The following is a 24752-nucleotide window of genomic DNA, read 5'->3' as shown; positions in this document are numbered from 1 at the left end:
GGGGCTTTCTTTCTGCTCATAACAAACAGGATGAAGCACTGGAATGATCACTCAATAGTAAAAAGTGGATCAAGTGCTGAGTGTCACACTTTTTCTGTCAATAGGGGCTTGGTGAACACTTACCTTTAGCGTACTATTCGAAGGGCTAGGGGATATGCCCGCTCCGCCTTGGGGATCGGTATACTTAGATCATGAGCATATCGTGATGGGTGAAAGTACCTTGGCTTATCGTCAATTTCTCCAGCGTCATGGTTTAGCGGTGCAACTCGCCCGTCAGGAACCAGAAGATCAATTTGGATTAATGCTATTAGCCCTTGCTCATTTTCTCGAACAAGGTCAAGAATCTGCGGTTATCGAGCTATTAACGGATCATCTTTTTCCGTGGGCGACGCTCTATTTACAACGTTTAAAATCCGCCTGTGATGAAGATGATTTTTATTATTCTTTAGCAGTATTAGCGGAATATTTTTTAGCAGAATTATCGAGTGATAATTCCGAGTAATTGCACAATATGGCCTGTAAATATGGCTATTTATTGACTGCGTTTAATTATTTTAAAATGACACATTAATTTTGTTTAACTTACTGTTTTAAAATGAATTTCATTGTTGTTGATGCTTGTTTTTATGACGATGATTTTTATTGAGTTGATAGTGTCATTCGCAGTGAGAGTCAAAATGTTATATGATGAGGAGGTTTTTTTTTCAATAAGAACTAATAAAGCAGGAGGCTTTATGATTGATAAGTTAGAGAAATCTAACTCGACTGTGCTTATTCCGGTTTTTATTCCGGCGGTAATTGTCATAGCACTAATGGTAGTAGGAACCATATCAAATCCTAGTCTAGCTGGTGAGGTTTTTTCGACGACGTTAGCTTATATAACCGAAACCTTTGGTTGGTTCTATATGTTAGCGGTCGCCTTATTTTTGATTTTTATTGTCTCATTAGCTTTTACGCGCTGGGGAAATATAAAACTTGGCCCCGATCATGCTGAGCCTGAATATAGCTTTCCAGCTTGGTTTGCGATGCTCTTTTCCGCAGGATACGGTATTGCTTTACTTTTCTTTGGTGTCGCAGAACCGGTATTGCATTATGCCTCGCCACCAACAGGCAGCGGAGAAACTATTGAAGCGGCTAAACAAGCTATGCAAATTGCCTATTTCCACTGGGGATTTCATATCTGGGCCATTTATGGTTTGGTTGGTTTGTGTTTAGCTTATTTTGCTTTTCGGCATGGTTTGCCGTTATCAATGCGCTCAACATTATATCCTTTGATTGGTGAGCGAATTCATGGCCCCATTGGTCATATTGTCGATATATTCGCGATTCTCGGCACCTTATTTGGTATTGCTACGACATTAGGTTTATCGGTTGCTCAAATTAACGCAGGGGTTAACTATTTATGGCCAAGCGTCGAAGTGGGTGTGCCTTTCCAAATTAGTGCGATTGCGGTGATTACTTGCTTAGCTCTATTTTCAGTGCTCGCAGGTATGGATAAAGGTGTTAAGCGTTTATCGATTATTAATATGCTGTTAGCGATCAGTTTGATGCTCTTCGTATTTATCGTTGGACCCACAATATTTATCTTAGAAACCTTTTTAGAAAATACGGGAAGTTATTTAAGTAATATTGTTGAACGAACATTTAGTCTGCAAGCTTATGAATCAAGCGACTGGATTGGTAACTGGACGCTGTTTATTTTTGGCTGGACGATAGCTTGGGCACCCTTTGTTGGGCTATTTATTGCCAAAATAAGTCGCGGCCGAACGATTCGACAATTTGTGGTCGGGGTTATGTTGGTACCGTCGATCTTTACCTTCCTTTGGTTCTCTATTTTTGGTGACACCGCCCTGCATCTGATTATGGTTGAAGGTTATACCTCACTCATTACCGATGTGCAGGCCGATCATGCTGTTGCGCTCTTTCAGTTGTTTGAGCTTCTGCCTCTCTCTTCCGTGGTTTCCTTTATTACGGTATTGCTGATCATCACCTTCTTTGTCACTTCATCAGATTCAGGCTCATTAGTGATTGATTCATTAGCATCGGGCGGTGCAATGCATACTCCAGTCTGGCAGCGTACATTCTGGGTGGTGACTCAAGGACTGGTTGCTTCGGTGTTACTGCTTGCGGGGGGACTCAGCGCCTTACAAACCGCCTCGATCGTTAGTGCCTTACCGTTTGCCATTATCATGTTAATTGGTGGTATTGGCATGTGGCGAGCGTTAGTGATTGAAGGGCATCATGAGACCAGTTTACAGCACGATATGAAGTTACCTGTGCATCTACAAGGCAAAACCAATTGGAAAAAGCGACTATCGCACCTTATTGATTTCCCGGCTAAAACTAGTGTGGAGAAATTCATCGAGCAGACCGGACTGGCTGCTATGAACACCGTTAAGCAGGAGCTTGAACATAAAGGTTGGCAAGCAAAAGTGACCTTTGATGATCTCAATACTCGCTGCATTATTGATGTTGAGAAAGCGGGCGAAGTGGAGTTTATTTATGAGATTCGTCTGCGTGCTTATGAGATGCCCGAGTTTGCTTCCGAGCAAGAGAAACAAACCGATGATGATTACTATTATCGAGCGGAAGTGTTTCTTCGTCGGGGAGGTCAAGCTTACGATGTTTATGGTTATGAAGAGCGCGATATCATCAATGATATTTTGGATCAATTTGAGAAGTATCTGCACTTTTTACATATTTCACCGGGGAGTTTGCCTTGGCGAATGGAAGAGCATGATGATGATTTACAAAGCGAAGATCCCACTACGGCAACGTCATCGGTTTAATATTGGCTTCGTGAGCTGAGAATCTAAGGACGCACTTGCCGTCTACCTGCAACGCCAAGTTGTTTGGGTATAGCAAAGTAATCAAAAAATCAGGCACGCTGCTTTGATGGGCGTGCCTGATTTTTACTCTGAATGATGCCGCGTTAAATAGCGATGAGCGGCTTCAACCCCCATATAACGGGCGAGCGTTCGTACCGGGACTTGACGTAAATCGACCATAATTAACCCATCTAATGAGTCGTTAAAATCAGGATCGACGTTAAAGCAAACCAAACGGCCATTTAAGCCTAAATATTGGCGCAATAAAACAGGGATGCTTTTGCCATCATCAATACGCGCGATCACTCGTGATAAAAGCTGCAGGTCTGCTAGGGCTGACAGTAAGCTGGCATTCCATAGCTGATAGGTACTCGATAGTGGGTGACTGGCACTGACTAAATTGGCCTGTTCTTGATCGTAATAGTGCAGTGTCATGGTATCGGCGAGTAATTGACGTGCAAGTTCACTGTAATCACTGCTGATGCTGACTGGGCCAAAAAGGTGTGTGTATTCAGGGTGGCGATCAATATAGGTCGCAATGCCTTTCCAGAGCAGCAGTAATGGCGCGACGCTTTTTTGATAAGCACTATCGACCACCGAACGCCCCATCTCAATAGATTTACCCATATTATCGATAAAACGCTGATCGTAATGAAACAAAGTGCGTGTGTATAAGCCATGCATACCGTGTCGCTCGACTAATTTATCGACCAATCCGAGACGATAAGCGCCAACTAACGCATGTTCTGTCCGATCCCAAATAAAAAGATGCAGGTAATCGCGATCAAAGTGATCAATATCTAAGGCAAGTCCAGTTCCTTCACCGACGTGGCGAAAATTCAACTCTCTGACTCGACCAATCTCATGCAAGATTGCCGGAATTTGCTCGGCACTGGCACAATATACGCTAAAGTGTTGATGATCCAATAAATGACATTCTTGAGGTAGAGTATCAATATCTTGTTGTAACATCTCGTCGCTCAGCCTTTCAACGACAGGTGGCAGGCTTCTATCTTGCTGCGTTTTATCGCGAGTTATCCAGCGCTGATTTTGTAATAAATAGGTGTTTAAGCGTAAATAATTAACCAGTTGTTGATCATCTAAGGTGGCGATTTCTGAGCAAGCAATGGTTTCTCCTATCGCTATTTCGATACAACTTTGCTGTTTGTTGAGTAGCTCTCTACCCAGTAAGAGTGTGCGAAGTAATGGATGTATCTTCCCAGCCATATAAAATCGTTTTGAGTTTTGGCCATCAATATAGATTGGTAAGACGGTCGCTTGATGTTTTTTCACTAAACGGCTGACTGATTGGCTCCACTCTTTATCCTCGACTCGCTGCGGTTTATTGTCTACCCACTGTGAGACTTCCCCAGCAGGAAACATCAATAAAACACCCCCATTGGCAAGATGCTGATGAGCTTGACGTAAGGCTGATAGATTGGCATGACTGGCATTCTCGCGGGCAAATACATCGATACCAATAAACAGCTCATCGATCTCTGGCACCGTTTTTAAATAGTGATTGGCGAGAATTTTGACGTCATTACGAACCGATAGCAGCAGTTCAGCAAGGATAATGCCTTCAACACATCCGAGAGGATGATTAGCGACGACAATGGTCGTGCCCGTTGTTGGTATTTGTGATACGCAGCCCTTAGTGACGCGATAATCAATTCCTAATATCTCTAAGGTAAAACGTAAAAATTCCGCGCTGGAGCATTGTGCGGGACGCTGATGATAAAATTTATCGAGTTGACTTAATCCTGTTGCCCATTCTGCAAAGTGTTCAGCCAGTCCAAAAGGGGTTTTACGGGGTAATTTAAAAGGGCTCGTAGATAGCATAACGTCCTCACAAACTGTGATCTTGACGTTATGCTAAGTGGGGTTTGTGTCAGCGAGGCGGCATTGTGATGAAGTTTTTATGGCGAAAGATTAAGCGGTTAAAGCCAGTCTTAGCGCAAACATCACAAACAGTGAGCCAATAAAAGTATTGGATAGCGTCGCTAGTTTTTTATGTTGTTTGACTTTATTCGTGATCCCAAAACCAGCAAAAATCAGTAACGAGAGATACAGCATGCTACACAGCTGCAAAATTGCGCCCAAAACTAAAAACGATAAACCGGTACTTTGCGCATTAAAATCAATAAATTGAATAAAAAATGAGACATAAAAAATAATCATTTTAGGGTTGAGGATACTCAGTCCTAACGCTTTAAAATAGATCCCTTTACTGCTTTGAACTGATTTCACCTCAGGCTGAGACTCTTTAACTCGTAAGCTCTGAGTAATGGTTTTTATACCGAGATAAAGTAGGTAAGCCGCCCCCAAATATTGAATGGCATGAAACAAGGCCGGTGAGTTTTTGACCACGGTAGCCACGCCCAAAAAGGCTAAAAAAATCAGCAGTGCATCACCAGTAAAGACGCCCATTGCCGCTTTATATCCGCCACGCACACCATACTTTGCGCTAGCCGTTAGCACGAAGATAGAATTTGGCCCTGGAACAATAACAATTAAAAAAACGCCGACCAAATAGGCCCAAAGGTTAACGATGCCAATGCTTTCCAACATATGATTCTTACCCAATAATATCAATCAAAGTACGCGGCTATACCCAAACGACTTAAAGTTGTAGCGGTGTTGGCTGCGCGTTCGTTCATCCCAAGCACATCGTGTATCGATGTTCATGGCGTTTTATGCACTTGCCGTTTTCTCTTCACTCTAAGAGGCTTTGGTATATAACCATTTAATAAAAATAGATTTTATTTTTCAAAAGGCCCTGAAGGAGTGACTAGGTTCCCTTGGATATGGCTCATTTCTAGGTCATTTTCGTGTATCATAACGCGCTTTTAAAAATTTGGAATATGTGACTGTTTGATTTGTCATTATTGGTGTTTTTATCTGGTTTTTTGTTTTTTAATTGAAATTAAAGTCCGATTATTGATTTTATTTTGAATTTTAATTTCAATAATTGGCCTTGATTTGGTGGTCGTTTGTTTTGTGAAGCATTCTTCGTTTTAAATGCTGACTAACCTTTACTTCTCAGTTTTTTATCCTGTTGGAATCCATTATTGAGTGAATGAGTGTGATGATGATAAGTAAGTTTTTTATCGTAGCCAAACGTTAAAGCAACCATGTAACAGCAATCTATTTCTCTCTTTCTTGTATTTATTTAGTTTATGTAGTGCAGGATATTAGCCTTTCTAATGTTTGATTAATATTATGAATTAAACTTATTTTATTTCACCGTATATTCTTCACGTTTGTAGGTAGTAGATAAGGTTAGAAAATGTCAGCAATTAGCGAGTTAGAGGTATTACTAAAGTCGATGTCACCACAGATCATCGAGGGCAATTACGTATTTTGTACCGTGAAGGGGCCGTTATCTGAGTATTGGCACCTAGATCCAATCGCAACATGTCGAGAGCAAGAGGGCTTAACTTTAGTGTTATTAGAGCAACAAGCCAAAGCCGCCCAACTCAAGTTTGATAGCGTTTTTAGCTTAATCACACTTACCGTGCATTCTAGTTTGGAGGCGGTAGGTTTAACCGCTGCGTTCGCGACTAAGTTAGCGTCTTATGGGATCAGTGCTAATGTGATTGCTGGTTATTATCATGATCATATTTTTGTGCAAAGCACTCTGGCTGAAAAGGCGCTACAGGCTTTGCAAGAATTTACTCAGCAAACAGATAATGAGAACACACAATGAAAGCACATCAACCAGTAGCACTAAAGCTCACCACTTTATCGGGGCGAAGAGTAACTTATTACCGAAAGGTCTCAGAATTGGCACAAGCTCTTGAATCTGGCGCAAAGCCTTTCTCTCTTGCGGTTATCAATAAGAATAATCACCGCTCTCATCGGTAATGATACAGAGTACTAAAAAGTAGCTTGAGTGAGAAAGAGAAGAGTGCATGCTCGGGGCTTACCTGACCCAAAATCGTCAGGTACAAAAAAAGGTTAGTAAACACTACGCTTACTAACCTTCTAAAATTTGGTGGCCCCTCGCAGACTTGAACTGCGGACCAATCGATTATGAGTCGACTGCTCTAACCACTGAGCTAAGGGGCCGATAGGTGTGTGATTATAGGGGAAGGCTGGGTGTCTGTCTAGCCGGAAAATAGGGTAATAGCGCTTAGTTTTTATTCACTTAGCATTTGGGGTAATAAAAAAGGCGAGCATTTGCTCACCTTTTAAACACGTTGGTTTTTAGTTATTCATCAAGGAAGCTGCGCAGAGTTTCTGAGCGGCTTGGGTGACGAAGTTTACGCAGTGCTTTGGCTTCGATTTGACGAATACGTTCGCGAGTAACATCGAACTGTTTGCCCACTTCTTCAAGAGTGTGGTCTGTATTCATATCAATACCAAAACGCATCCGTAACACTTTAGCTTCACGTGGTGTTAAGCCAGCCAGAACGTCTCTTGTTGCGGCTCTTAGGCTCGTTGCCGTGGCTGAGTCTAGAGGCAGTTCAAGCGTAGTATCTTCAATAAAATCACCTAGATGTGAATCTTCATCATCACCTATTGGCGTTTCCATTGAGATTGGCTCTTTGGCGATTTTGAGCACTTTGCGAATTTTATCTTCCGGCATTTGCATGCGTTCCGCTAATTCTTCAGGCAGAGGCTCACGACCCATCTCTTGCAGCATCTGGCGCGAAATTCGGTTCAGTTTATTGATCGTTTCGATCATGTGAACTGGAATACGAATGGTGCGCGCTTGATCAGCAATAGAACGGGTGATGGCTTGGCGAATCCACCACGTTGCATAGGTTGAGAACTTATAACCACGGCGATATTCAAATTTATCTACCGCTTTCATTAGGCCAATGTTACCTTCTTGGATCAGATCCAAAAATTGTAGACCACGGTTGGTGTATTTCTTGGCAATAGAAATAACCAAACGTAGGTTGGCTTCTACCATCTCTTTTTTCGCTCGGCGAGCTTTCGCTTCACCAATTGACATGCGACGGCTAATGTCTTTGATGCGGTTCACATCAAGTGAGGTTTCTTGTTCGATAATACGCAGCTTTTGAATAGAACGACGGATCATTTCTTCATTGGCGCGAATTTTTTCAACGTAAGGCTTATCGGTCGCAAGGACTTGATCTAGCCATGCTTCGCTCGATTCATTACCAGTAAATAGGGCGATGAATGACTTTTTCGGCATTTTAGCGACTTCGACCACGGTCTTCATGATCAAGCGTTCTTGAGTACGAACACGTTCCATTGAGTTACGCAGTGTGGTGACTAAATGATCAAACTGCTTAGGCGTTAGACGAAACTCGCGGAAGATATCCAGTACTAACTCAGAAGCTTGCTGAGTTGTTGAGCTGTCATTACCGTGTTCGTTGATCGCTAACTGTAAGTTTTGATATTTATTACGTAACTCAGTGAATTTTTCTAGTGCCAGTTCAGGATCGATACCAGTATCTTCTTCGGCATCGTCGGTGCTGTCACCATCTTCGTCTTCATCTTCGTCTTCATCGATGTCTTTACTGTCTTCGTCATCGAGATCAGCACCAGTCAGCTCAGAGCCGATGTGCGTCGCGGTTGGCGCAGTAGTTTCATCTTCATTCGGGTCAACAAAACCGGAAATCAGATCGGTTAGGCGTAACTCTTCTGCTTGAACTTTATCGAACTGCTCAAGAATATAAGGAATCGTACCGGGATATTCAGCAACGGCGCTTTGAACTTGGTTAATACCTTCTTCAATGCGTTTAGCGATATCAATTTCACCTTCACGAGTTAGCAGCTCTACGGTTCCCATTTCACGCATATACATGCGTACAGGATCGGTAGTTCGACCAATCTCGCTTTCTACGCTTGAAAGCGCTGCGGCAGCGGCTTCAGCGGCATCTTCATCAGTGATCGTGTTATCGTCGCTTAAAGCGAGATCATCGGCATCAGGAGCAGTTTCTACTACCTTAATACCCATGTCGTTGATCATCTGAATAATATCTTCCACTTGCTCAGAATCGACGATCTCAGCAGGTAGGTGGTCATTAACTTCGGCGTAGGTCAGATAGCCTTGTTCCTTGCCCTTGATGACAAGTAATTTTAGCTGTGACTGCGGATTTTGATCCATAGACGGTATCCAACTTCGTATCTGGTGAAAGAATAGTGTGCGAAATGCAAACCATGTATATTAACAAATTTATTCGTTGCTGACTATTTAAACTGGGTTACGCTTTCAATTCTAGCATTAATGCTATGAGCTCCCTTTTTTCATCGGTTGATAAACCGACGCTTCTTTCTTTCGCCTGCAAGTTTTCAATTTGTTTTTCTACACACTGGGCAAGAATTTTGTCCAATGAGTCTAAAAATAGTTCTTCTTGGTTGTCTTCGACAAGGGGGATTTCCCAACTTGCCAGACGAGACAGCAGTGCTTCATGTTCATTATTACGCCAATGCTCAAGCAATTGACCGGTAGTGATATGGGGGTGTTGCTGACAATTTTCAACCACATTGACCAGCAAACTTAAACCGGGAATGGCTAAGTGTTTGACACTCGACAATTCCGGCACCATTTCAGCATAGCTCGGATTTTGCACAAGCAAAGCGATAACTTCACGCATTGGGGTGCGTTTTAGCTCTTTGTGCGGTTGTGGTCGCTCGCTTGTTGGTTGAGTGCGACGTTGTTTTCCATGGCTCATAAAGCCCGTGAGTTTATCGAGCTTTTCATCCAACTCTTGTTGAAAGCCAATATCTGGGATTTTATTAATCAACTCATTCGCTAAGGTGCGTAGGGTTGATTTTCCTTCTACGGTACCTAAGTTGAGTTTGTGGGTCTCAATCAGGTTTTCAAAAAGATAACTCGAGAGCGGTTTTGCACTCTGTACGGCTTGTTCAAAATTTTCTTTACCGTGCTTTCTGATGTAGCTGTCAGGATCCTCACCATCGGGCAAGAAAAGAAACTTAAGAATATTGCCACTTTTAAGATAGCTTAGCGCATTTTCTAAAGCTCGCCAGGCCGCTTCTCTGCCGGCTCGGTCACCATCATAGCAACAGACAACGGTATTGGTTTGACGAAACAGCAGTTGTAAGTGGTCGCCAGTGGTCGCGGTACCCAGTGAGGCAACCGCATAATCAACACCATATTGGGCTAAAGCGACCACATCCATATAGCCCTCAACGACCAGTATCTGTACTGGATCGCGATGAGCTTGCATCACTTCATACAGGCCGTAAAGCTCTTTGCCTTTATGGAATATCGGCGTTTCTGGCGAGTTAAGGTATTTAGGTGTGCCATTGCCAATCACTCGACCACCAAAGCCAATCACGCGACCCCGGCGATCTCTAATCGGAAACATGACTCGACCACGAAAACGGTCGTAGCGTTTGCCACTCTCGTTCTCTATCAGCATTCCACCCGTCACCAGCATCTCTTGAGTTTGTGGATGCTGGCCAAAATTACGGCGTACTAAGTCCCACTCGTCAGGTACGTAACCAATGCCAAACTGTTGTGCTATATCACCGGATAAGCCTCGATCTTTGAGATACTCGATTGCGCCTCGCCCGGCTGGGGTTTTTAATTGCTGACGATAAAACTGTGCGATGTTACTTAGTAAATCATACAGTGTGCGTTTTTCATCGCTATTAACGCGCGGTGTTGAATTTGAGGCTGACTGACTGTTGTTGTAGCGCTCTTCACGTGGAACCTCTAATCCTAGATAAGAAGCAAGTTCTTCAATGGCTTCAGGGAATTCCAGTCGCTCGTATTCCATAAGGAAATCAATCGCGTTGCCATGCACACCACAACCAAAGCAGTGATAAAACTGCTTTTCTTGACTGACGCTAAACGAAGGGGTTTTCTCATTATGAAATGGGCAGCAAGCGCCGTAGTTTTTGCCCTTTTTTTTAAGTTTTACACGTGCGTCGATGATGTCGACAATATCGAGTCGAGCAAGGAGATCATCAATGAAACTACGAGGAATTTGTCCTGCCATACAACCTAAAAGAAAGAGAGAAAAACCAAAAGTGTAGATACGAACAAGCCGTGCCTACCAGAGGATAGCACGGCTTGATGCATTTGGGTGTGGGATTAAACGAGTTTAGCGCGAACTAAACTGCTTACTCTACCCATATCTGCACGCCCTTGAATATGTGGTTTGATCAGCGCCATCACTTTACCCATGTCTTGCATGCCACTGGCTTGAGATTCAGCCACCGCACTGTCAATCAGGGCGATAACGTCTTCTTCACTCAATGGTTGAGGCATAAATTCCTCAAGAACGGTGATTTCCGCTTTTTCCACATCTGCTAAATCTTGACGATTAGCAGCTTCATATTGCGTAACAGAGTCGCGACGTTGTTTAACCATTTTCACCAGCACAGCCAAAATGTCGTCGTCGTTCAGAGTAATCTGTTCGTCAACTTCACGTTGCTTAATGCCGGCTAAGGCCAAACGAATAGTGCCAAGGCGCGCTTTGTCCTTGGCTTTCATCGCTAATTTTTGCTCTTCTTTGAGAGTGTCAATCAGAGCCATAACTTTATTCCTTTTTTGGAATCAGTTATTAGTACAGGCGAACGCGACGAGCGTTTTCGCGAGCTAGCTTCTTAGCGTGACGCTTTTGAGCTGCTGCTTTAGCACGTTTGCGAACAGTAGTTGGCTTTTCGTAGTGCTCACGACGACGCACTTCAGAAAGGATACCTGCTTTTTCGCAAGAGCGCTTGAAACGACGTAGTGCTACGTCGAACGGTTCGTTTTCACGTACTTTAACTATTGGCATATGCCTTTCACCTCAGGGGTTAATTCGTTAACGCTGGTATTTTGTGGCCAAAGTAACAAGATAGCTTGTCGACTAGAGCGATAACCAGCTTGATCAAAAATGGTGCGGAATTTTAATCCTATCGTGACCGCTTTGTAAAGTACTTTGTTGTTTACTGTCTGTACAAAGTTTGTTTGTCATGCCAAGCCGAGGTAACATGAGCGGAATTTTGATTATTGGCGGCTGTTCGACCACGGTCAACAGCTTCTAGCAGACAGCATGCTGAGAATACTATGCGCATTATTGGAATTGAAACCTCTTGCGATGAAACTGGAATCGCGATTTATGATGATGAGAAAGGTCTTTTATCTCATCAATTGTATAGCCAAGTAAAACTGCACGCCGATTATGGTGGTGTGGTACCGGAGCTGGCTTCGCGTGATCACGTGAAAAAAACCATTCCACTGATTAAAGCCGCCATGGCGGAGGCTAAGCTGACTCCCACCGATATTGACGGCATAGCTTATACTGCCGGCCCCGGCTTGGTGGGCGCTTTATTGGTCGGAGCGACGATTGGTCGTAGTTTGGCGTATGCTTGGAATATTCCTGCGGTGGCGGTTCATCATATGGAAGGGCATTTGTTGGCGCCAATGCTGGAAGATAATCCACCGCCGTTTCCCTTTGTTGCGGTGTTGGTTTCTGGTGGCCACTCGATGATGGTGGAAGTTAAGGGAATTGGCGATTATACGATTTTGGGTGAATCGATTGATGATGCGGCAGGCGAAGCGTTTGATAAAACCGCTAAGTTGATGGGGCTCGATTATCCAGGAGGACCGATGTTGGCTCGCTTGGCAGAAAAAGGCACGCCTGGACGCTTTAAGTTTCCTCGCCCTATGACCGACCGCCCGGGCTTAGACATGAGTTTTTCAGGTTTAAAAACCTTTACAGCCAATACCATTGCTGCCAATGGTGACGATGAGCAAACTCGAGCTGATATTGCTTATGCGTTCCAAGATGCAGTGTGTGACACATTAGTCATCAAATGTCGACGTGCGCTCGAGCAAACTGGAATGAAACGTATTGTGATTGCTGGTGGGGTGAGTGCGAATAAGCAGCTACGTGCTGATTTAGCCAAGCTAGCCGAGAAAATTGGCGGTGAGGTGTTTTATCCGCGTACCGAATTTTGTACCGATAATGGCGCGATGATTGCTTATGCGGGGATGCAACGCTTAAAAAATGGTGATGTTACAGAGCTCAGTGTTCAAGCGCGGCCTCGTTGGCCGATTGACCAACTGACGCCGATTGCTTAATCAATCAAGCGGTAACGGTTCTCATTGGAAACGGTCATAGCCATGGCCGTTTTTTTATGGTTTTTTCTCGCCAACTTTCGGCTCTGTGCCGATAAAAAGACGCTTAATGTTCTCTTGATGACGAAGCACGATTAAGCAGCAGAGCATCGCGACGGGCAATGTATAGTGTGGTTTGATCATCCAGGTATAAAAAGGCGTCAATAAAACGGTTACCAGTGCGGCAAGGGAGGAATAACGGAAAATAAAGACCACCACTAACCAAGTGACAATGACCATGGAGGTTAATTCTAAGCCTATTGGTGCAATGGCGCCTAGTGCTGTCGCCACGCCCTTACCGCCTTTGAAATGGAAAAATAGGGGATACATGTGACCAAGGCAGGCCGCGATACCGATTAAGCCGAGCATGAGAGGATCAATGTTAAGGTAATAACCGCCCCAGACAGGAATCGTTCCTTTGAGCATGTCACAAATCAGCACTGCCAAGGCGGTTTTCTTACCGGCAATGCGCAGTACATTGGTGGCTCCGGGATTATGAGAGCCGACGCCGCGAGGATCAGGCAAACGCAGTAATCGGCAGATCAATACCGCACTGGAAATTGACCCCAGTAAATAGGCGCAAATAATCATGATCAGTGCTAGTGGCGTCATAGCGGCCTCTACCGTCGTTGTTTGGCTACGTATTGTTTGTAAGGTAAGCCAATGTTTAGCGGGGGACTCTCTCTAATGCGACGAATATCCCCTTCTTAATTGAAGCTACAGCGGTGTTGACTGCGTTCGTTTATCCCAATCACATATCATGGCGATGTACTCACTTGCCGACGGCGTGCAACCCCAAGTCGTTTGGGTATAGTCTCAGGATTTCTTTATTTTTAACGTGACCCAAACCTGATAAAAGTTGTCTTGGACGCGGTCATCACGTTAACTTTTCCTGCTGATAAAAAATGACAACCTGACGGTTTTTTAATGATGGCATGCGTTGCCGGTTATCATTGCAAGCAATTGTTAAATAGCCTGAAAAATAGTCATTAAGGCAATGAAGAAACAAAAAATCTTGAGAGTTTCGCATCAATAGGTGGTTTGGGTATATGATATCGTGATAAACCCCAATAGTCCGTTTTTTTACTCAATTTGGATATCCGACCAGCAAAAAGGAGGCAATATTGCCATGGATAAAGTTTTTATCGAGCAGTTAACTGTGGTCACAACCATTGGTGTTTATGACTGGGAGCAGACCATTAAGCAAAAATTAGTGCTTGATTTGGAGATGGCTCATAATAATCAACCTGCTGGCAAAAGCGATGATGTGGCTGATGCATTGGATTATGCCCAAGTCAGTCAAGCGGTGATTGAGCATATTGAACAGGGGCGTTTTTTATTGGTAGAGCGAGTTGCTGAAGAAGTGGCTGAGCTGATTATGCAGCGTTTTTCTGTGCCTTGGGTTAAGGTCCGTTTAACCAAGCCGGGAGCGGTAGCACAAGCAAAAGGGGTTGGTGTGGTGATTGAACGAGGACAGGCATGATCACTTGTTATATTGGTATTGGTTCCAATGTTCAACGTCATCGACATATTGAAGCTGGATGTCGTGAATTAGCGACGTTAACGGATCGACTGCGCTTATCGTCGGTTTATGAGTGCCCATCTGTCGGCTTTGATAGCCATGCTTTTTATAATCTGGTTGCGGAGATCACTACCACGCTCTCTTTACCCGTTTTGCTAGAGAAATTACGGGATATAGAACGGCGTTGGGGAAGAGAGATCAACGCAAAGAAGTTTCAAGATCGAACGTTAGATTTGGATTTACTACTTTATGGTGAGCAAGTCTCGAGCGAAGCGCCCGTCTTGCCAAGACGGGATATTTATCATTATCCTTTTGTTATCCAACCTTTGTACGAATTGTCGCCCCAGTTGCTGATTCCTGGCAGCGAGCAAACGGTTCAAGAGGTGTGGCAAGCAACGCCAGATCTCGACTCTTTAACTCTCATTCCTTTATGGTTTTCCATCCGTAAATCCGTTAATTAGAGAATAATCATGACTTATTTTGAAGCGTTTATATTGGCGTTGATCCAAGGCTTAACTGAATTCTTACCCATCTCTAGCTCTGCTCATCTTATTTTGCCTTCGGCTATTTTAGGCTGGGAAGATCAAGGTTTAGCTTTTGATGTGGCAGTGCATGTTGGCACCTTAGCTGCGGTGATCATTTATTTTCGCCATGAAGTGGTGAGCTTATTACGAGCATTTTTTGCGTCCATTTTCAAAGGTGATCGCAGCAAAGAAGCCAAACTGGCTTGGTTGATCATTCTCGCGACCATTCCCGCGTGTATTTTTGGTTTATTAATGAAAGATATTGTTGAGCTGTATCTGCGTAGTGCGTGGGTGATTGCCACAACGACGATCATTTTTGGCTTACTGCTTTGGTATGTGGATAGACATGCTCGTCTTGCCCAAGATGAGTATCAAGCGGGATGGAAGCAGGCTCTTTTTGTTGGTGTCGCACAAGCGTTAGCGATTATTCCCGGTACATCACGCTCAGGTGCAACCATTACGGCTGCGCTGTATTTAGGCTTTACTCGTGAAGCTGCGGCGCGATTTTCATTTTTAATGTCGATTCCAATTATTACTTTAGCTGGTGGATACTTAGGTCTTAAGTTAATCACGAGCGGTGAACCGATTCAGATTAATTTCTTAATTACTGGCGTGATCACCTCGTTTATTAGCGCCTATTTGTGTATTTTCTTTTTCTTAAAGCTCATTTCTCGAATGGGGATGACTCCTTTTGTGATTTATCGTTTAATTTTAGGTTTTGGATTACTTCTGTTTTTATCGATGAATTAATACTTTTTAGTCAGCAGCCATCCGTATTAAGCGCGGTGGTGTTGGCTAGGAGCGAGGATCGTTAACGCTACTCAGATAGGGCCTTTATGTGAGTAGCGATTGACTGACTTGTCGTCTCGCTTCAGAACCAAGTCGTTTGGAGATTATTGGTTAAACCGCTGGAGATAGTTGTTCATTGACAACGACTTAAACCGTGAGCTTACTCGCCTGATTTTGGCGCTTATGATATAAGTAAGCGGGCAAGTAAACTGTCAATGTAGACGGTACTTCTCATTAGGTACCGCTCCCATCAGTAAGGTGAAAAAGATGCGAGTATTGGCGATAGCCTTATTTTTGCTATTTGGCTGGCTGCAATACCATTTATGGTTAAGTAAAAATGGCATCGTAGACTTTCGAATGGTCTCGAGTGAAATTAACGTACAAGAACAAGTGAACAGTAATTTGCACCAACGAAACCAAGAGATGTTTGCTGAAATCGATGATTTACGGCAGGGGCTTGATGCGATTGAAGAGCGCGCCCGCCATGAGTTAGGAATGGTCAAAGACAATGAAACCTTTTATCGGATTATCGGTGAGGTAACGCCTTGAACGTTCCATTAATTACCGCCATTGTTCCCGCCGCTGGGATTGGCAGTCGAATGCAGGCTGATCGTCCTAAGCAATATCTCCTGCTTAATGGAAAAACGGTATTAGAGCATACGGTTGAGCAGTTATTGGCTCACCCACAGATAGGACAGGTTGTTATTGCTATCAGTCAGCAAGACCCTTACTTTTCTTCCTTATCATTAGCAAGTCATCCCCGAGTGAAGGTGGTCAATGGCGGAAAAGAGCGTGCAGAGTCGGTACTCAACGCGCTACGTTTGGTGGATGAACAGCAATTAGGCGAATGGGTGATGGCGCATGATGCGGCAAGACCCTGCGTCACTGAGCGTGATATTACGCAGTTAATTCAGCGTGCATTATCTCATCCGGTAGGGGCGATACTTGCTAGCCCTGTCCGCGATACGATGAAGCGTGGTGACGGGGACGGTAATATTTCGCAAACCGTTGAACGTCAAGCATTATGGCATGCGCTAACGCCGCAGATGTTTCGTTGTCAGCCTTTATTACAGGCGCTACAACAAGCCTTAGAACAAAAGGCGATCATTACCGATGAAGCCTCTGCTTTTGAGTGGCAAGGTTTGTCTCCAGGCTTAGTGAGCGGGCGAGCGGATAATATTAAAATTACTCAGCCAGAAGATCTGGCATTGGCTGAGTTTTATTTAAGTCGAAAAAAGGAAACAGCATGATACGTATTGGCCACGGTTTTGATGTGCATAAATTTGGCGGTGAAGGCCCGGTGATAATTGGCGGTGTTTCTATCCCTTATGAGCAGGGCCTGATTGCTCACTCTGATGGTGATGTGGCGTTGCATGCTTTGTGTGATGCGCTTTTAGGCGCGATTGCCGCCGGTGATATTGGCCGTCATTTTCCCGATACGGATGAGCAATGGAAAGGTGCTGATAGTCGAGCTTTACTGCGCGATGTATATCAACGTGTTCTCAAACAGGGGTATCAGTTGGGCAATGCCGATATTACGCTGATTGCTCAAGCGCCGAAAATGGCACCTTATATTGAATCGATGTGTCAAGTGATCGCTGAGGACTTACAAACAGCAACGAGTAACATTAATGTCAAAGCAACCACCACCGAACGGTTAGGCTTTACTGGCCGTAAAGAAGGGATCGCTTGCGAAGCCGTGGTATTATTAATAAAAGCTTAAGACTTGGTGAACGCTCTGCATGATCGAATGCGAGTCGTATACCGTCTGTTTATCTTACTCCTAGATTGTTATCGAACGATAGCGATGGGATACATTCACTGCCTACCATGAATTCAGGTTTTCGTTAACGAGCGTTGAGTAGGCAGATATTGGAATAAAAAATGACTGATCTTCTCTCTTCTCTGGCCTACTTATGTGGTCAGCCGACGGCGAAAGCAAAAATTAAAGCACGACCAGAGCACTTTAAAGTCACCGAAGATTTAGGGTATTCCTTTTCTGGTGAAGGTGAGCACGTCATGGTGTGCATTAGGAAAACCGGAGAAAATACCAGTTTTGTTGCGAATGAACTGGCCAAGGCGTGTGGTGTAAAATCTAAAGATATCGGCTGGGCAGGGCTCAAAGACCGACATGCTGTGACAGAACAATGGCTCAGTGTCTATCTTCCGGATGGAAAATTACCGAATTTGACTGCATTTGAAAAGCAATACCCAAGTATTCAAGTGCTGGCGATGACTCGTCATCATAAAAAGTTGCGTCCCGGTGATTTGCAGGGCAATCACTTTGAATTGACGCTCAGTGAAGTGAGCGATATCGATAATGTTGTGCAGCGTTTGCAGGTGCTTGCTGATCAGGGCGTACCTAACTATTTTGGTCAACAGCGCTTTGGTAAAGATGGCAACAATCTCCATGAAGCGCGGCGTTGGGGGCGTGACAATGTGCGCTCTCGTAATCAAAATCAACGTAGTCTGTATTTATCTGCTGCCCGTTCGTGGATTTTTAACCATATCGTCTCTGCTCGAATTCAGTCTGGATGTTTTGAGTCTTTTATTGCGGGCGATATAGCATTAAAAGACGGAGTCTCTGAACTGGTTAGCGACGATCAACTGACGCAATTCAATCAACAGTTAGCTGATCAGAAAGTCCAAATTACCGCGGCACTGGCGGGAGATAATGCTCTACCCACTCAAGGTGCTGCGCAAGCCTTAGAGCAACAAGCACTCGATGCAGAGCCGGATCTAATGAAACTGATTCGCGGCAACCGGATGCGTCACGACAGACGAGTGATTGCTTTACATCCTCAGCAACTTCAGTGGCAAGTCGACAATAATAATATATTGCTTAGCTTTACTTTGGATGCGGGCAGCTTTGCGACCTCTATCGTCCGTGAATTAATTGAAGAAATTCCAGTTGAACGAGTTTATGACTAATAAAAAATTAAAAATTTTATTGAGTAATGATGATGGTGTCTATGCCGAAGGTATTCGGGCGCTGGCTTATGCATTAGCCGATTTGGCTGAGATTATCATTGTTGCTCCGGATAGAAATCGCTCAGGTGCCTCAAATTCTCTGACTTTAGAGCAACCATTACGAGTAACAAAAATTGAGCCGAATACCTATTCTGTACAAGGTACGCCAACCGACTGCGTTCATTTTGCTCTTAACGAATTACTCAAACATGATTTACCCGATTTAGTATTAAGCGGGATTAATCATGGAGCTAACTTAGGGGATGATGTGCTTTATTCTGGGACGGTTGCTGCGGCCATGGAAGGGCATTTTCTGGGCGTACAGTCGATTGCCTTCTCTTTGGTCGGTAATACCCATTTTGCGACAGCAGGTAAGATTGCTCGTCAAATCGTCTTGCAGCACTTATCCTCACCCATTCCAACGAATCGATTGATTAATATAAATATCCCAGATGTTCCTTTTGATCAATTAACCGGAACGCAAGTCACCCGACTTGGTGCTCGTCATCATGCTGAAAATATGATCAAACAAAAAGATCCACGAGGGCATGAGATCTACTGGCTCGGACCTCCAGGAAGAGAGCAAGACGCGGGAGAAGGCACCGACTTTTATGCGGTTGAGCAAAAATGTGTGTCAGTGACGCCGATACTGGTTGATTTAACTGCTCATGAGTCGCTCGGTGCAATGGCGACGTGGTTAAAGGTATAAAAGATGAGTAATCCTAAGGCGGATAAACTGATTGAGTATTTAGTGCGGCAAGGAATTGATGATCAAGCGGTATTATCGGCCATCCACGCTTTGCCGAGAGAGCGGTTTGTGTCACAAGCGATGATGCATCAAGCTTATGATAACCATGCGTTACCGATTGGTCTTGGACAAACGATCTCACAACCTTACATTGTGGCCAAAATGACTCAAATATTGTCTTTAAAGCCACATAGCCGAGTTTTAGAAGTTGGCACCGGATCGGGGTATCAAACGGCGGTACTTGCTCAATTGGTTGATCACGTTTTTTCGATTGAACGTATTAAATTTTTACAATGGGAAGCGAAACGCCGTTTGAAACAATTGGATATTTATAATGTCTCAACTAAACATGGCGATGGCTGGCAAGGCTGGGCGGCTAAAGCGCCTTTTGATGCGATTATCGTCACGGCGGCCGCTCCGATTGTTCCGCAAGCTTTACTTGAGCAGTTAACCGATGGTGGCCGTTTAGTGATTCCAGTCGGAGAGGAAGAGCAGCAATTGCTGTGTATTATTCGTCAAGGTGATGAATGGATAACTCAAAGCGTAGAAACGGTACGTTTTGTACCTTTAGTGGCAGGTGAATTAGCTTAATGAAAAAGTGGCAGTGTCGAAATGGATGGCTGATTGGTTTGTGCTGCTTACTATTTGGTTGTGCGGTTAACACACCTGCGCCAGTTTCGGGGCTGAACAAAGACTATAACTCAATACCTCGTGGCAGTTATCGAGGCAGTTACTATGAGGTAAAAAAAGGCGATACCTTATACTTTATCTCTTATATTACTGATAAAGATGTTAACGATATTATTCGTTTTAATCGCCTACAAGCGCCTTATGTGATTCACCCTGGACAAAAGCTGCGTTTATGGGGACCAGTGTATACACCTCCTGCTTATGCGGGAACGGGGGCTGGACCTCGGCCTAAAGCGAATGTCAGTTCGGTTGGTAGCGTTGCTTCGGCGTCGACACCTGTGGTTGTACCAGCACCTGTTGTTATCGCTCCCTCGGTGCCCGTGAAGAGCAAAGACTCTAATCCTGTATCGATCTCTCAAAACAGTAAGAAACCCCCTACAACGGTCAACAAATCACCTACAACGCCTATTGAACAACCGAAAACAAACAGGTATGTTGAAACTATACCCAAAGTAAATGTTACTAATCAGCCTGTCACTAAACCGACACAAAATAACGATAAAATCGCTAAGTGGCTATGGCCAACCAAAGGGAGAGTAATTAAAGGTTTCTCCGCAGGAGATCAAGGAAACAAAGGTATTGATATTGCAGGTCAGCGAGGTCAATCGATTGTTTCTACCGCGGCTGGGACGGTGGTGTATTCAGGTAATGCGCTACGCGGCTACGGCAATTTGATCATTATTAAGCACAATGATGACTATCTGAGTGCCTATGCTCACAATGATCAACTGCTGGTTCAAGAAGGTCAGAATGTAACTGCCGGTCAAAAAATCGCGACCATGGGCAGCTCAGGAACCACCAGTGTTCGCTTACATTTTGAAATTCGTTACCAAGGTAAGCCAGTGAATCCACAACGCTACTTACCATAAACATGCTTGTGATGAGTTATGTAGCCGACATTTGAAGTTATAATGTCTTGCTAGCTCGCCAGGGGAGGCGTTATAAGTATCAGCAATTCAGTCACTAAAGTCGAAGATTTTGATTTTGACCCTGAAGTTATCAACGCAGCGGAGTCTGACGTTGAGCAACTATCCGCCACTAACCTCAAAGAAGAATACGATGCATCGAGCAAAAGCTTAGATGCAACACAGATGTATTTGAGTGAAATTGGTTTTTCACCCCTTTTAACCGCCGAAGAAGAAGTCCTTTACGCTCGACGTGCATTACGTGGTGATGAGGCCGCGCGCAAGCGAATGATTGAAAGTAACTTACGCTTGGTGGTGAAAATCTCTCGCCGTTACAGTAACCGTGGTCTAGCGTTGCTCGATTTGATTGAAGAAGGCAACCTAGGCTTGATCCGAGCCGTTGAAAAATTTGATCCAGAACGAGGTTTTCGTTTTTCGACTTATGCCACGTGGTGGATTCGTCAAACCATCGAACGGGCGCTGATGAATCAAACTCGTACCATTCGTCTACCGATTCATGTCGTCAAAGAGCTCAATATTTATTTGCGCACAGCACGTGAACTTTCACAGCGTTTGGACCATGAACCTACGGCAGAGGAAATTGCCGCTGAGCTGGACAAGCCAGTTGAAGATGTCAATAAAATGCTACGTTTGAATGAGCGGATCAGTTCTGTTGATACTCCGATTGGTGGCGATGGCGATAAAGCATTGTTGGATATTCTGCCAGACTCTAATCACTCTGATCCGGAAGTATCGACTCAAGATGAAGATATCCGCTTATCCTTACTTAATTGGCTCGATGAGCTCAATCCAAAGCAAAAAGAAGTCTTAGCGCGCCGTTTTGGATTACTGGGTTATGAACCTTCAACGCTGGAAGAAGTTGGGCGAGAAATTAATCTTACCCGTGAGCGAGTCAGACAGATCCAAGTAGAAGGCTTACGTCGCCTACGCGAGATCCTCGTTAAACAAGGGCTGAATATGGAAGCTTTGTTTGATGTCGATAACGACAATTAATTGGCTTTAATGATGTAGAAAAGGCACCTCGACGGTGCCTTTTTGCTTTAATACTGCTGTATCTATAAGCATTTTTTTAAGCGATATAGGGCTTCTAATGCTTGACGTGGCGTCAGCTCATCGGGATCAATACCGGCGAGTAGCTGTTCAACTTCACTTGGTTCAGGAATTAAGCTCATTTGATCAGTTATAGCCAGTGATGCTGATGGTTTCTTGGTCGTCTCTCGCTGTTGCTCAAGTTGTGCGAGTTTATTTTTGGCATTGGTAATCACAGCCTTAGGTACGCCCGCTAAGCTCGCGACGGCTAAACCGTAGGATTTACTGGCCGCCCCTTCTTGTACGGCGTGCATGAAGGCGATGTTTTCACCATGCTCAACCGCATCGAGATGAACATTCGCCAAGTGCGGTAAAGTGCTGGGCAGTTCAGTTAACTCAAAATAGTGAGTAGCAAATAGGGTCATGGCTCCAATTTTGGTGGCTAACCATTCGGCACTGGCCCACGCTAAAGAGAGCCCATCATAAGTGCTGGTGCCTCGACCAATCTCATCCATCAATACCAAACTATGCTGGGTTGCATTATGTAGGATATTTGCGGTTTCGGTCATTTCGACCATAAACGTGGAACGACCTGAAGCCAGATCATCAGAGGCGCCAATCCGAGTGAAAATCCGATCTAACAAACCAATCGTCGCCGATTGCGCTGGGACATAACTGCCCATGTGCGCCATCAAGGCGATCAAGGCGGTTTGGCGCATATAGGTCGATTTACCCCCCATGTTCGGCCCGGTAATGATCAACATTTTACGTTGCTGGTGGAGCGTGATTGGGTTAGCAATAAAGGGATCGTTCATCACTTGCTCAACCACCGGATGGCGACCGGCTTGAATCTGTAAGCCAATATTCTCGGTTAAGGTTGGTCGACAATAATCCAAGCTTTCTGCTCTTTCGGCTAAATTTTGTAGTACGTCCAACTGTGAAAGGGCTGAAGCTAACGTCTGCAAACACTCTAAGTGAGGCAGTAACAGATCAAACAATTGTTCCCAAAGCTGTTTCTCTAATGCTAAAGCTTTTGATTTGGAATTTAATACTTTGTCTTCATGTGCTTTGAGCTCAGGAATAATGTAGCGCTCAGCATTTTTTAAGGTTTGGCGACGAACATAGTGCGGTGGCACCAGTTGGCTTTGTCCGCGGCTGACTTGGATATAAAAGCCGTGGACATTGTTGTAACCGACTTTCAAGCTGTCAATGCCGTGACGTTCACGTTCATCGGCTTCTAATTGATCGAGATACTCGGTAGCACCTGCGGCTAATTTACGCCACTCGTCCAGTTCCGCATCATAACCATCAGCAATCACGCCACCATCACGGATCACCACTGGAGGGTTGTCTTTTATCGCTCGTTCCAGCAGTTGGGAGAGCACTTCAATGGGCTGGGCATCTTGACGTAATTGACATAAATACGGATGTCTAAGCGACGCCATTTGCTGGTTGAGTTCAGGTAACTGCTGCAGCGCATTTCTCAGGCGAGCTAAATCACGTGGGCGAGCAGAGCGCAGTGCTAAACGAGCCAAGATACGCTCGATATCGCCAATTTGTTTTAATATTGGGGAAAGTTCAGCAAATAGCGCGTCTTGTTTGAGCTCGGTTATCCCATCCAAACGTTGATTGATGGTGTCGATATGACGCGTAGGTTGGTGAATCCAACGTTTGAGCATACGGCTGCCCATCGCGGTTGCACAGTGATCTAAGACTTCAGCTAAGGTGTGCTCTTGTCCGCCCGCTAAATTTTGGGTTAATTCTAAGTTACGACGAGTCGCTGCATCTAAAATAACCGATTGATCTTGGCGATCAAAAGTCAGAGCACGAATATGGGGTAGGGCGGTGCGCTGAGTATCTTTTACGTATTGAATTAAGCAGCCCGCTGCACATAAACCGAGTTTGGCTTTTTCTACACCAAAACCAACCAAGTCACGAGTGCCAAATTGTTGATTCAATTGTTGTTTTGCGGTGTCGAGTTCGAATTCCCAAATCGGGCGGCGTCGGTTACCTTTGCGATTGGCTAGAACCTGTACAGGGCTAAAATCCTCAGGAAAGAGCAATTCGCGCGGTGCGGTGCGTTGCAGTTCAGCGCACATTGATTCTACCGAATCTGGTTCAGATAGTTGAAAACGGCCAGAGGTGATATCCAAGGTCGCATAACCAAATTTACCGCCCTGATGATAAATCGCCGCAATCAAATTATCGCTACGCTCAGACAATAAGGCTTCGTCAGTGATGGTGCCAGGGGTAATAATGCGTACCACTTTGCGTTCAACCGGCCCCTTACTGGTCGCCGGATCGCCTATTTGCTCGCAAATAGCGATGGATTCTCCCAACTGCACTAGTTTGGCTAAGTAGCCTTCCACAGCATGATAAGGTACGCCAGCCATGGGGATTGGTTCACCGGCAGAAGCGCCGCGTTTAGTGAGAGAGATATCTAATAATTGCGAGGCACGTTTTGCATCATCATAAAACAGCTCATAAAAATCACCCATGCGATAAAACAGCAAAATATCGGGGTTTTCTGCTTTGAGTTTAAGATACTGCCTCATCATCGGGGTATGAGATGAGGAAGACTCGATGCAAGAAGCGTTGGATGTACTCATGGTATTAGTTACTCGGTTAGCCAGTTGTTTGTTCTGAGCGTCAACAACTCAGCCGCAGAGGAT

At 44.5% G+C, this 24752-nt stretch carries 22 protein-coding genes, 1 tRNA gene and 1 pseudogene; 15 read left to right on the top strand and 9 right to left on the bottom strand.

From position 1 onward, the window contains the following. Window positions 1-136 precede the first annotated feature (136 nt). A pseudogene (locus FKN93_RS04520) lies at window positions 137-502 on the top strand (molecular chaperone TorD family protein); the annotation flags it as partial. Between the two features lie 232 nt (window positions 503-734). Next, on the top strand, window positions 735-2789 hold the full coding sequence (locus tag FKN93_RS04515; protein WP_170904573.1) for a BCCT family transporter: 2055 nt from the start codon (window positions 735-737) through the stop codon (window positions 2787-2789). Window positions 2790-2912: 123 nt separating this feature from the next. Here FKN93_RS04515 and FKN93_RS04510 read toward each other — a convergent pair whose 3' ends face one another. Beyond that, a complete protein-coding gene (locus FKN93_RS04510; protein WP_161425705.1) occupies window positions 2913-4670 on the bottom strand; it encodes a lysophospholipid acyltransferase family protein in 1758 nt (585 codons plus the stop codon). Window positions 4671-4760: 90 nt separating this feature from the next. After that, window positions 4761-5399, bottom strand: coding sequence for a leucine efflux protein LeuE (gene leuE, locus FKN93_RS04505; RefSeq protein ID WP_004396014.1), 639 nt, complete (start codon window positions 5397-5399; stop codon window positions 4761-4763). A gap of 718 nt (window positions 5400-6117) precedes the next feature. On the opposite strand from leuE, the gene FKN93_RS04500 reads away from it, so the two are divergent. Further along, a complete protein-coding gene (locus tag FKN93_RS04500) occupies window positions 6118-6537 on the top strand; it encodes an ACT domain-containing protein (protein WP_158144281.1) in 420 nt (139 codons plus the stop codon). A 286-nt stretch (window positions 6538-6823) separates the two neighbouring features. On the opposite strand, the gene FKN93_RS04495 is transcribed toward FKN93_RS04500, so the two are convergent. The 5 genes from FKN93_RS04495 to rpsU form a co-directional block, all read right to left on the bottom strand. Beyond that, window positions 6824-6899: transfer RNA gene (locus FKN93_RS04495), tRNA-Ile, on the bottom strand. A gap of 142 nt (window positions 6900-7041) precedes the next feature. Next, window positions 7042-8913 carry an RNA polymerase sigma factor RpoD gene (rpoD, locus tag FKN93_RS04490; protein ID WP_115152688.1) on the bottom strand — a complete coding sequence of 624 codons (1872 nt, stop codon included), beginning with the start codon at window positions 8911-8913 and terminating at the stop codon, window positions 7042-7044. Window positions 8914-9010: 97 nt separating this feature from the next. Further along, window positions 9011-10774, bottom strand: a complete 1764-nt coding sequence (dnaG, locus tag FKN93_RS04485; RefSeq protein ID WP_170904572.1) for a DNA primase — start codon at window positions 10772-10774, stop codon at window positions 9011-9013. A 95-nt stretch (window positions 10775-10869) separates the two neighbouring features. Then, a complete protein-coding gene (locus FKN93_RS04480) occupies window positions 10870-11313 on the bottom strand; it encodes a GatB/YqeY domain-containing protein (protein WP_170904571.1) in 444 nt (147 codons plus the stop codon). Window positions 11314-11341: 28 nt separating this feature from the next. Further along, window positions 11342-11557 (bottom strand): 30S ribosomal protein S21, encoded by a 216-nt coding sequence (gene rpsU, locus FKN93_RS04475; protein WP_004396009.1) that lies wholly within the window; start codon window positions 11555-11557, stop codon window positions 11342-11344. 272 nt (window positions 11558-11829) lie between these two features. Between rpsU and tsaD the strand changes: the two genes are divergently transcribed. Next, the gene (tsaD, locus tag FKN93_RS04470; RefSeq protein ID WP_170904570.1) at window positions 11830-12846 is read left to right on the top strand and encodes a tRNA (adenosine(37)-N6)-threonylcarbamoyltransferase complex transferase subunit TsaD; all 1017 of its coding nucleotides are present in this window, start codon (window positions 11830-11832) and stop codon (window positions 12844-12846) included. A 54-nt stretch (window positions 12847-12900) separates the two neighbouring features. On the opposite strand, the gene plsY is transcribed toward tsaD, so the two are convergent. Further along, window positions 12901-13494, bottom strand: coding sequence for a glycerol-3-phosphate 1-O-acyltransferase PlsY (plsY, locus tag FKN93_RS04465; RefSeq protein WP_170904569.1), 594 nt, complete (start codon window positions 13492-13494; stop codon window positions 12901-12903). 517 nt (window positions 13495-14011) lie between these two features. Between plsY and folB the strand changes: the two genes are divergently transcribed. The 11 genes from folB to rpoS all read left to right on the top strand — a co-directional run bounded on the left by folB (window position 14012) and on the right by rpoS (window position 22044). Continuing rightward, on the top strand, window positions 14012-14365 hold the full coding sequence (folB, locus tag FKN93_RS04460) for a bifunctional dihydroneopterin aldolase/7,8-dihydroneopterin epimerase (protein WP_154169173.1): 354 nt from the start codon (window positions 14012-14014) through the stop codon (window positions 14363-14365). Further along, entirely contained in the window at window positions 14362-14865 is a 504-nt protein-coding gene (folK, locus tag FKN93_RS04455; protein WP_154169171.1) for a 2-amino-4-hydroxy-6-hydroxymethyldihydropteridine diphosphokinase, read from the top strand. Before folB ends, folK begins: the two co-directional genes overlap by 4 nt. Window positions 14866-14874: 9 nt before the next feature. Beyond that, a complete protein-coding gene (locus tag FKN93_RS04450) occupies window positions 14875-15678 on the top strand; it encodes an undecaprenyl-diphosphate phosphatase (RefSeq protein WP_154169169.1) in 804 nt (267 codons plus the stop codon). Between the two features lie 306 nt (window positions 15679-15984). Then, entirely contained in the window at window positions 15985-16266 is a 282-nt protein-coding gene (gene ftsB, locus FKN93_RS04445) for a cell division protein FtsB (RefSeq protein ID WP_040904691.1), read from the top strand. Between the two features lie 50 nt (window positions 16267-16316). Continuing rightward, the gene (gene ispD / locus FKN93_RS04440; protein WP_233268205.1) at window positions 16317-16967 is read left to right on the top strand and encodes a 2-C-methyl-D-erythritol 4-phosphate cytidylyltransferase; all 651 of its coding nucleotides are present in this window, start codon (window positions 16317-16319) and stop codon (window positions 16965-16967) included. Then, window positions 16964-17440, top strand: coding sequence for a 2-C-methyl-D-erythritol 2,4-cyclodiphosphate synthase (gene ispF / locus FKN93_RS04435; RefSeq protein WP_004396002.1), 477 nt, complete (start codon window positions 16964-16966; stop codon window positions 17438-17440). Before ispD ends, ispF begins: the two co-directional genes overlap by 4 nt. Before the next feature lie 161 nt (window positions 17441-17601). After that, on the top strand, window positions 17602-18648 hold the full coding sequence (truD, locus tag FKN93_RS04430; protein ID WP_154169167.1) for a tRNA pseudouridine(13) synthase TruD: 1047 nt from the start codon (window positions 17602-17604) through the stop codon (window positions 18646-18648). Beyond that, window positions 18641-19396 (top strand): 5'/3'-nucleotidase SurE, encoded by a 756-nt coding sequence (surE, locus tag FKN93_RS04425; protein ID WP_154169165.1) that lies wholly within the window; start codon window positions 18641-18643, stop codon window positions 19394-19396. Before truD ends, surE begins: the two co-directional genes overlap by 8 nt. A gap of 3 nt (window positions 19397-19399) precedes the next feature. Next, window positions 19400-20026, top strand: a complete 627-nt coding sequence (locus FKN93_RS04420) for a protein-L-isoaspartate(D-aspartate) O-methyltransferase (protein WP_004395999.1) — start codon at window positions 19400-19402, stop codon at window positions 20024-20026. Continuing rightward, entirely contained in the window at window positions 20026-20994 is a 969-nt protein-coding gene (nlpD, locus tag FKN93_RS04415; protein ID WP_170904568.1) for a murein hydrolase activator NlpD, read from the top strand. The genes FKN93_RS04420 and nlpD overlap by 1 nt, the downstream gene beginning before the upstream one ends. A gap of 72 nt (window positions 20995-21066) precedes the next feature. Beyond that, window positions 21067-22044 carry an RNA polymerase sigma factor RpoS gene (rpoS, locus tag FKN93_RS04410; RefSeq protein ID WP_170904576.1) on the top strand — a complete coding sequence of 326 codons (978 nt, stop codon included), beginning with the start codon at window positions 21067-21069 and terminating at the stop codon, window positions 22042-22044. Between the two features lie 62 nt (window positions 22045-22106). Here the strand turns inward: rpoS and mutS are convergent, their stop codons facing one another. Next, on the bottom strand, window positions 22107-24689 hold the full coding sequence (gene mutS, locus FKN93_RS04405; RefSeq protein WP_158137829.1) for a DNA mismatch repair protein MutS: 2583 nt from the start codon (window positions 24687-24689) through the stop codon (window positions 22107-22109). Window positions 24690-24752: the final 63 nt, after the last annotated feature.

Origin of the sequence: Vibrio sp. A8-1 (assembly GCF_013048685.1) — a bacterium.
In the GTDB taxonomy this organism is placed as follows: Bacteria; Pseudomonadota; Gammaproteobacteria; order Enterobacterales; family Vibrionaceae; genus Vibrio; species Vibrio metschnikovii.
Note: the sequence above shows the minus strand (reverse complement) of the source record. Positions and strands in the feature narration are given on the sequence as shown.